The sequence below is a fragment of the Roseicyclus amphidinii genome (assembly GCF_030163755.1).
In the GTDB taxonomy this organism is placed as follows: Bacteria; Pseudomonadota; Alphaproteobacteria; order Rhodobacterales; family Rhodobacteraceae; genus Roseicyclus; species Roseicyclus amphidinii.
Window position 1 is genome coordinate 22181 of the sequence record NZ_JASJOE010000044.1, and the last position, 6867, is coordinate 29047.

General features: G+C 68.7%; 8 protein-coding genes. 2 read left to right on the forward strand and 6 right to left on the reverse strand.

Annotated features, from left to right (window positions below):
- Window positions 1-135: 135 nt before the first annotated feature.
- The 3 genes from QQK83_RS14025 to QQK83_RS14035 all read right to left on the reverse strand — a co-directional run bounded on the left by QQK83_RS14025 (window position 136) and on the right by QQK83_RS14035 (window position 4232).
- The gene (locus QQK83_RS14025) at window positions 136-1620 is read right to left on the reverse strand and encodes an AMP nucleosidase (RefSeq protein WP_284265226.1); all 1485 of its coding nucleotides are present in this window, start codon (window positions 1618-1620) and stop codon (window positions 136-138) included.
- A 27-nt stretch (window positions 1621-1647) separates the two neighbouring features.
- On the reverse strand, window positions 1648-3456 hold the full coding sequence (locus QQK83_RS14030) for an adenine deaminase (protein ID WP_284265228.1): 1809 nt from the start codon (window positions 3454-3456) through the stop codon (window positions 1648-1650).
- Window positions 3457-3518: 62 nt separating this feature from the next.
- Entirely contained in the window at window positions 3519-4232 is a 714-nt protein-coding gene (locus QQK83_RS14035) for a sulfotransferase-like domain-containing protein (RefSeq protein WP_284265230.1), read from the reverse strand.
- Window positions 4233-4375: 143 nt separating this feature from the next.
- Here QQK83_RS14035 and QQK83_RS14040 point away from each other — a divergent pair, with 143 nt between their 5' ends.
- A complete protein-coding gene (locus QQK83_RS14040) occupies window positions 4376-4531 on the forward strand; it encodes a hypothetical protein (RefSeq protein WP_284265232.1) in 156 nt (51 codons plus the stop codon).
- A gap of 59 nt (window positions 4532-4590) precedes the next feature.
- On the opposite strand, the gene QQK83_RS14045 is transcribed toward QQK83_RS14040, so the two are convergent.
- Window positions 4591-4782 (reverse strand): YgaP family membrane protein, encoded by a 192-nt coding sequence (locus QQK83_RS14045; protein WP_284265234.1) that lies wholly within the window; start codon window positions 4780-4782, stop codon window positions 4591-4593.
- Between the two features lie 69 nt (window positions 4783-4851).
- The gene (locus QQK83_RS14050) at window positions 4852-5439 is read right to left on the reverse strand and encodes a Crp/Fnr family transcriptional regulator (RefSeq protein ID WP_284265236.1); all 588 of its coding nucleotides are present in this window, start codon (window positions 5437-5439) and stop codon (window positions 4852-4854) included.
- A 98-nt stretch (window positions 5440-5537) separates the two neighbouring features.
- Between QQK83_RS14050 and QQK83_RS14055 the strand changes: the two genes are divergently transcribed.
- Window positions 5538-5870, forward strand: a complete 333-nt coding sequence (locus QQK83_RS14055; protein ID WP_284265238.1) for a hypothetical protein — start codon at window positions 5538-5540, stop codon at window positions 5868-5870.
- A gap of 43 nt (window positions 5871-5913) precedes the next feature.
- Here the strand turns inward: QQK83_RS14055 and QQK83_RS14060 are convergent, their stop codons facing one another.
- Window positions 5914-6693, reverse strand: coding sequence for a Hint domain-containing protein (locus tag QQK83_RS14060; RefSeq protein ID WP_284265239.1), 780 nt, complete (start codon window positions 6691-6693; stop codon window positions 5914-5916).
- Window positions 6694-6867: the final 174 nt, after the last annotated feature.

Consider the following 6867-nt stretch of genomic DNA (forward strand, 5'->3'; position numbering starts at 1 on the left):
TGGTATGTTTCTCCTGGATACTGCCCGAGCCGTTGAGCCCGTTGCGGCGAAACTAACCGAATATTGTGGGTCCGCACAACGCTTTGCGTTACGGAAAAGCCTAAAAACATGGCCCGAAGGGCGATTTTCCGCCCCTCAGAGGAAGGCCGTTTCTTCGAAAGACCGCAATTTCCGGCTGTGCAGCCGCTCCAGCGGCATGTCGCGCAGCGCCTCCATCGCGCGAATTCCGATCAAAAGATGGCGCGACACCTGCGTCTTGTAGAAGGCCGACGCCATGCCCGGCAGCTTCAATTCGCCATGCAGCGGCTTGTCCGACACGCACAGTAGCGTGCCGTAGGGCACCCGGAAGCGAAAGCCGTTGGCGGCGATCGTCGCGCTTTCCATGTCGAGCGCCACCGCGCGGCTCTGGCTCAGGCGCTGCACCGGGCCGGTCTGGTCGCGCAGCTCCCAGTTGCGGTTGTCGAGGCTGGCGACCGTGCCGGTGCGCATGATCCGCTTCAGCTCGAACCCCTCCAGCTCGGTCACATGGGCCACCGCGGTTTCCAGCGCGACCTGGATCTCGGCCAGCGCGGGCACCGGCACCCAGACCGGCAGGTCGTCGTCCAGCACCTTGTCCTCGCGCAGGTAGGCGTGGGCCAGAACGAAATCGCCAAGCCGCTGCGAATTGCGCAGCCCCGCGCAATGGCCGACCATCAGCCAGGCATGCGGGCGCAGTACCGCGATATGGTCGGTCGCGGTCTTGGCGTTCGACGGGCCGACGCCGATGTTGACCAGCGTGATCCCGTTCCCGTCCTCGCGCTTGAGGTGGTAGGTCGGCATCTGCGGCATCTTCTGCGGGTAGCTCAGCGGTGCCTCGGGGTCAGTGATCTCGACATTCCCGGTGGCCACGAAACTGGTGTAGCCGCTTGCGGGGTCGGCCAGGGCGGCGCGGGCATAGGCCTCGAACTCGTCGACGTAGAACTGGTAGTTGGTGAACAGAACGTGGTTCTGGAAATGCGACGGGTCCGTCGCGGTGTAATGCGACAGCCGCGCGAGCGAGTAATCGACGCGCTGCGCGGTGAAGGGCGCGAGCGGATGCGCGCCGTCGTCATAGGTGAAGCCCAGCCCGTTGACGATGTCGTCGTTGGTCGTGGACAGGTCCGGCACGTCGAAGACGTCGCGCAGCGTGAACTCGCCCGCGCCCTCCTGCGGGACGGTGATGGAACTGTCGTTGGCGACCGCGAAATGCACCGGGATGGGCGTGGTCGAGGGGCCGATTTCCACCGCAACACCGTGGTTCTTCACCAGAAGCCCGATCTGCTGGCGCAGGTAATTGCCGAACAGGTCGGGCCGCGTGATCGTGGTGGCATAGGTGCCCGGCTCGGCCACATGGCCAAAGCTCAGGCGGCTGTCGGTCACGGCGTAGCTGGTCGTGGTGATGCGGATCTCGGGGTAGAAGGCGCGGAAGCGCGTGTCGCCCGGCGCGCCGTTCTTCAGCGTGTCACTGAACCGGTCGCACAGAAACTGCGCCGCCTCGCGGTAGAGCCGCTGCAAATGGGCGACGGCTTCGCCCGCGTCGGTAAAGCGCTTCGGCGCGCCCTGGTCGGGGGTGGCGATCTTCAGGAGGTGCTCGTAGGCCATGTGTAACCTCTTTTTCTTGTTTTGCGGTTATTCGGCGGGATCGAGGATGAGCTTGGTCAATTCGAAGCGGGTGACATCGACAAGCCCAAGGTCCGAGATGCGCAGGCTGGGAATGACCACCAGCGCCAGCAGCGAATGCTGCATGTAGGCGTTGTTGAGCGTGCAGCCGCAGGCGCGCATCGCCTCGCCCATCGCCTGTGCCTTGGCGGCGACCTCGGCCGCCGGGCTGTCCGACATCAGGCCCGCGATGGGCAGCTCCACCAGCGCCAGTTCGGCGCCGTCCTTCCACACCGTCACGCCGCCGCCCACCTCGGCCAGCCGGTTCGCGGCCGAGGCCATCATGGCGCGGTCGGTGCCCACGACGATCATGTGGTGGCTGTCATGCGCCACGGTCGAGGCCATCGCCATCCCCTGCTCGTAGCCGAAGCCCGAGACGAAAGCGTTCACGACCTGCCCGGTGCCCCGGTGCCGTTCCACCAGCGCGATCTGGGCCACGCCGTCGCGGCCCTCGATCACGCCATCCGTCACGGGCAGCACGGCCTCCAACGCCTCGGTCGGGGCCTGGTTCTCGACCACGCCGATGACGCGCGCGCGGACCTGCGCGGCACCGGAAGGTGCCTTGATTTCAAAGTCCTGCGCGCCCAGCGCGCGGCCCAGATGAACCGAGTCCCGCGTATCCGCGGGCCAATCGAGATGCGGGCACTCCACAAGGCACTCGCCCGCCTCTGCGGCCTTCACGCCGCGGGCGTAGACCAGCTCGACCGGCAGCGCGGTCAGGTCGGAGGTCACGATCATGTCGGCCCGCCGCCCCGGCGCGATCTGGCCGATCTCGCGCTCCAGCCCGAAATGGGTGGCGGTGTTGATCGTCGCCATTTGAAGTGCCACCAGCGGGTCGCAGCCGCAGGCGATCGCGTGCCGCACCGCGCGGTTCATGTGGCCGTCATAGACCAGCGTGCCGGAATGGCAATCGTCGGTGCAGATGATCATGTTGCGCGGGTCCAGCCCCCGCTCGGTGATCGCGGTGATCTGGGACTCGATATCATACCACGCGCTGCCCAACCGGATCATCGACCGCATGCCCGCGCGCATCCGCGCCACGGCATCGGCCTCGCAGGTGCCCTCGTGATCATCCGCGGGGCCGCCCGCCGCATAGGCATGAAACGCCGGCCCAAGGTCGGGCGAGGCATAATGCCCGCCAACCGTTTTCCCGGTTTTTTGGGTTTCAGCGATCTCGGCCAGCATCTGCTGCGAGCCGTTCACCACGCCGGGGAAATTCATCATCTCGCCCAGCCCGATGATGCCCGGCCAGCCCATCGCCTCGGCCACGTCCTCGGGCCCGATCTCGTAACCGGTCGTCTCCAGCCCCGGGGCCGAGGGCGCGCAGCTTGGCATCTGCGTCCAGATGTTGACCGGCTGCATCAGCGCCTCGTCATGCATCAGCCGCACACCGCGCAGGCCGAAGACATTGGCGATCTCGTGCGGGTCGGTGAACATGGATGTCGTCCCATGCGGGATGACCGCGCGGGCGAACTCGGCGGGCGTCAGCATGCCGCTCTCGATATGCATGTGCCCGTCGCACAGGCCGGGGATCAGGTAACGCCCGCCAAGATCCTCGACCTGCGTTCCGGGACCGATGCAATGCGCGGCATCCGGGCCGACATAGGCGAAGCGGCCATGCCGCACGGCGACCTGCCAGCCCTCCATCACCTCGCGTGTCTGCACCAGCACGACGCGCGCGTTGCGAAGCACCAGATCCGCAGGAGACCGCCCCGCGGCGGTGGCGACAAGGTCACTGGCCACGTCGGGCCAACTGGGGAAGGGATTGCGCTGTTCCATGTCCCACTGTCTCGCATCGCCAAGCGCCCTGCAAGTGACGCGTCGATGACGCCGCCGCGACGTCAGCCGAAGCGCAGGGCCTCGGCGCGCATCGCTTCGTAAAGCGGCAGCGCGGCGTCGAGCAGCGCGCGCCGCTCCTCCGGCACCTCGGGCAGCGGCCCTTCGGGGCCGGCGAAGCCCGTGGAACGATGCACCGCGTTGTACCAATGCGGCGCCCATGCGCCGTCATAAGGCTTCGGTCCCTCGGGCCAGCGCAGCATCGCGTCGGTCCAGGGCATCCCCACCTCGGCACAGAGCCGCGCCAGCGCGCGGGCGGGATCGAGGCGGATATCCGCGCTGTCGACAACCGGGCCCGGCAGCGCCTGCCACAGCGACAGCTGTTGCGAAAACCCGATATCCTCCAGCGTCATCTCGCCCCGCTTCTCGGCATAGCTGGCGATCACGCGGGCGGGGTGGCGGATCAGGTGGACGTTGACGCAAGCATCGGCCCAGTCCAGCGGGAAGCCGTCGACCATGTGATGCGGCATGTGCTTCATGTACCAATGCGCGGCCCCCTCGGGCACGGGCCCGGCGCAGGTGGCGGCGACGCGGGCGGGGTCGGTCTCACCGGCGGCAAGGATCGCCTCGCGCATCGGGTGATCGGCGCCGGTCGCGGCAAGGTAGGCCGCGTAGAACGGCTCGTCCCAAACCGCGCAATCGCCGCGCGCGGCGAAGGCATACATCATCGCCGTCGACAGGTTGCGCGGCCCCGACCACATCGCAAGCTTGACCATCATCCCCTCCGTTCCGTCAGGCCGCCATTCGACATGACGCGGCCGCGACCGCAAGGGGTCACGGCATCGTGAGCTCACGCAGCCGTGGCTTGCGCCGCGCGCCTCTAACGAATGGAGTGCCCTCGCCCAATGACGGAGGTCCGATCATGCGCCGATTTCAGACGTGGAAACCCATCGCCCTCACCGCGGCCATCGCGGTGGCGCTGGTGCTGCAGCAGGGCCGCGCCCACGCGCAGGATATGCCCTGTGACGTGCAGGCGGGGCTGACAGCCCCCTGTTCCGGGATGGATGCGGCAGGATAACGACGCGCCGCGCACGCGATATGCCCCCGCCCGGCAGGCGGGCAGGGGCGGAACCTGTCTCAGGATTTCAGTGCGCAGGTGTTGATCCCGAGCAGGCTGTAGAGCGGGCAATAGCCCACGAGACCGGTGGCCAGCGGCACAAGGCCGACCCAACCCCAGGGGGTCTGCGGGCCGACGAAGACGATCGCCAGCAGGCCGAGGCCGATGAGAATGCGCAGCGCGCGGTCGATGGTGCCTTCGTTGCGGGGCATGATGTGCCTCCTTTCCTGAACTGATGGGAAAACCCTAGCCCAGCCCCTCGAGTCGGCACGGTGACTCTGTCACCGCGTATCTGCGGCAATCCGTTCCAGCGCCCTGCGGTCGGTGATCCGCACCCCGCCCTTTTCCTGCACCACGACGCCGCCGCGCGCGAACTCGGCCAGCCTCCGGCTGACAAAGGCGCGGCCCGAGGCCGTCTCGGCCGCCAGCGCCGCATGGGTCGCGGCGACGAAACCGCCCGCCTCCAGCCGCATCAGAACGCGGGCGAGCCGCGCGTCGAAGCCGGTCAGGGCGACCTCCTCGACCAGGCGCTGGTACTCGGTGAAGCGATGCGCCACCCCGTCGAAGACCAGGACGCGGAACCCGTCATCCTCGGCCAGCCTGCGGCGGAAATCCCCGGCGGGGATCAACTCGCCCTCCACGTCCTCCTCGACCACGCCTTCGGCGCTGTAGTGCCGATCCTCGACAAGGCAGGTAAAGGTCTGCAGGCAGACGGTGCCTGCCGTCACGCGATAGAGCACCACCTCCCGCCCGTTGGCCGCGGTCAGGCTTACCCGGATCGTGCCGCGGTCGAGCACGAGGAAGCCGGGGCAGGCGCTGCCGGGCTGGAACAACACATCGCCCGCGCGGGCGGCGAAACGGCGGATCATGGGGGGCCCTCCGGTCATGGACACGGTCAACGTCCCGCGCGCGGCGGTCCCGGTCAACCGGGATTGACGAAACCGCCGTTCCGGCGCAGACCCGCGCCATGACCGAAGATCGCAAACCCCGCCGCGCACAGGATGTCTACACGCTGGTCGTGGAGGTCGGGCGCAAGTCCGGCGACGGCCTGCCGGACAAGGCCACCGGCGCGGCGCTCCTGTGCTACGCCTCGGGCGTGGACGAGGCCGAGGCGGTGCGCGAAACCGTGGCGATCCTGAAGCAGGCCGACCTTGCCCCGCTCGACGTCACCGGCCACGGCACCCGCGCCGAGCGCGAGGTGGCGGGCGAAGAGATCTCGGAGGACGAGGCCGCGCTGATGCAGCGCGCCGCCGACGAGAACTCGGTCATCGTGGCGCAGATGACGGCCTTCTACGACTGATCCGGCATCAGATCTCGGATCGGCCGGAGGGGCGGCACCGCTGTCAGCCCCGCCCGCCGGTCGCCCGCGCGCTCGCCGCCACCAATGCCTGCGCCGCCGCGCGGTCCAGCTTGGTCAGGCATGGCGTGCGATCCACCGCGGCGATGTCATGCCGCCGCGCGCCATCCTCGGCGGCCAGGACATCCGACAGAAGCGCCGTTTCGACCCCGCAGCGATCCACCGCGACGCAGGCATGGTCATCGAGCATGATGTGGAAGAAATCCCGCACCGGACGGCGCGTGTCGCGCTGCGCGCCGGTACTGCCCAGCAGGTCGGCCGCCCGAACCAGGACGCGCTCTTGCCCGAACAGGTATTCGACCGTCGGCCCGTCGCGCATGATATGGGTCTCGGGGCTGAGAAGCAGGTCATCCTCCAGCCCGAAATAGGGCGCCCGAAGCCGCACCGGCACCGCCCGCCCCAGGCACAGCCGCGGCCGCCGCTCGATCCAGCGCAGGGGCAGCCGCTCGCCGGTGACCGTGATCATGATGTCGCCCGCCGACAGCTGCGCGACGGGGCGCGGCCCCTCGGCGGTCATCAGCCAGGTGCCGGCGCTGATCGCCGGAAGCTCGGCGGCCTGCACCCCGAAGCCCGCGACGGCGGCCACGTGGCAGACCGACAGAAAGCGCGGGTCGCGCGGCAGCGCCTCGTCGAACCGCGCGGCACGGGCCACGCCGGTGCGTTGGCGATGAATCGTCCCGCGGTCGTGGTTCACGATATCCACCAGGTCGCTGCGGCCCCGCGCGCAGCTGCGATAGCGCAAGGCGACGGTGTCGCCGGCCTGCACGAAGCCCGGCGGGGTCAGGCAATCGACATCGCCATGGACCAGCCGCAGCCGTCGATGACGGGCAGATCGGGGAACGCCGCAGGGGCGAGGGGCGAGACCTTGAGCGGCGCCTTGACCGGCGCGGGGGCCGGGGCCGAAACCGCGGAGGCCTCGGCCTGCTTGCTCTTCTTGGCC

What these genes read in the sequence shown, in the direction of transcription:
- QQK83_RS14040 (WP_284265232.1), top strand. Translation starts at nt 4,376, where the DNA reads ATGCGCCGATTTCAGACGTGGAAACCCATCGCCCTCACCGCGGCCATC.
- QQK83_RS14035 (WP_284265230.1), bottom strand. Translation starts at nt 4,232, where the DNA reads ATGATGGTCAAGCTTGCGATGTGGTCGGGGCCGCGCAACCTGTCGACG.
- QQK83_RS14055 (WP_284265238.1), top strand. Translation starts at nt 5,538, where the DNA reads ATGACCGAAGATCGCAAACCCCGCCGCGCACAGGATGTCTACACGCTG.
- QQK83_RS14030 (WP_284265228.1), bottom strand. Translation starts at nt 3,456, where the DNA reads ATGGAACAGCGCAATCCCTTCCCCAGTTGGCCCGACGTGGCCAGTGAC.
- QQK83_RS14045 (WP_284265234.1), bottom strand. Translation starts at nt 4,782, where the DNA reads ATGCCCCGCAACGAAGGCACCATCGACCGCGCGCTGCGCATTCTCATC.
- QQK83_RS14050 (WP_284265236.1), bottom strand. Translation starts at nt 5,439, where the DNA reads ATGATCCGCCGTTTCGCCGCCCGCGCGGGCGATGTGTTGTTCCAGCCC.
- QQK83_RS14025 (WP_284265226.1), bottom strand. Translation starts at nt 1,620, where the DNA reads ATGGCCTACGAGCACCTCCTGAAGATCGCCACCCCCGACCAGGGCGCG.